This window comes from Pseudoalteromonas sp. S558 (assembly GCF_005886635.1).
GTDB classification, from domain to species: domain Bacteria; phylum Pseudomonadota; class Gammaproteobacteria; order Enterobacterales; family Alteromonadaceae; genus Pseudoalteromonas; species Pseudoalteromonas aliena.
Genome location: NZ_PNDU01000506.1, coordinates 1 through 1,226, shown reverse-complemented (window position 1 = coordinate 1,226; position 1,226 = coordinate 1). Strand labels below are relative to the sequence as shown.

Sequence of the window (1,226 nt, the reverse complement as noted above, 5' to 3'; positions counted from 1 at the left end):
CAAAAGCATGGTATTTCTGAATTAGAGGCATGGGATTTTGGTTACTACAGCGAAAAACTTAAGCAAGAAAAATACGCAATTTCAGACGAAGTCCTACGTCCTTACTTCCCAGCAAATAAAGTATTAAGTGGCTTATTCGAAACCGTTAACCGCTTATTTGGTATTAGCGTAAAAGAAGTTACTGACTTTGACAGCTACCACAAAGATGTACGCTTTTTTGAAATTGTAGATAGTAGCAATACTCTACGCGGACGTTTTTATCTCGATTTATATGCACGCGACCACAAACGTGGCGGCGCGTGGATGGATGACTGTATGGGTCGTAAAGTACGCGCTAACGGCGAACTACAAACTCCAGTGGCTTATTTAGTGTGTAACTTTAATAAGGCGGTTGGCGATAAACCGGCGCTGTTTACTCATGACGAAGTAACTACTTTATTTCATGAGTTTGGTCATGGTATCCACCACATGTTAACTCAAGTTGATGCAGCACCAGTAGCGGGTATTAATGGGGTTGCATGGGATGCAGTAGAGCTTCCTAGTCAGTTTTTAGAAAACTGGTGTTATGAAGAAGAAGCACTGAGCTTTATTTCAGGTCATTATGAAACGGGCGAGCCGTTACCTAAAGAGCTACTTGATAAGTTACTAGCGGCTAAAAACTATAACTCAGGCATGCAAATGCTACGTCAAATTGAGTTTTCGTTATTCGATTTTAAAATCCATAACGATTACAAAGTGGGTGAGCAATGCCAAATTCAAGCAGTACTAAACGATGTACGTAGCCGCACATCAATCGTTAAACCGCCTGAGTTTAACCGTTTTCAAAATGGTTTTAGCCATATTTTTGCCGGTGGTTATAGTGCAGGTTACTACTCGTATAAATGGGCTGAAGTACTTTCTGCTGATGCATTTTCTAAATTTGAAGAAGAAGGTATTTTTAACGCTGAAACAGGGCAAGCCTTCATGCAAAATATTTTAGAAAAAGGCGGCAGTGAAGAGCCAATGGAATTATTTAAAAAGTTCCGTGGTCGTGAGCCAAATGTAGATGCTTTACTGCGTCATAGTGGTATTGCGGCTTAAAAATAAATTTTTTAGCACAAACCAAACTAAAGCGCCTTGATGGCGCTTTTTTATTATCTAAATTTTAGGGCGTGTTGATCTTTGGTGGGTGAATTTGCAGCAGACTGTTTGGTATTTAGGCAAGGCAGCGCCTATGTAGTGTGGTT

At 40.2% G+C, this 1,226-nt stretch carries 1 protein-coding gene; it reads left to right on the top strand.

The window, feature by feature from the left end:
- Positions 1-1,080: M3 family metallopeptidase (locus CWB66_RS21120; RefSeq protein ID WP_252371821.1), on the top strand; the 1,080-nt coding region annotated here is incomplete at its 5' end.
- Positions 1,081-1,226: the final 146 nt, after the last annotated feature.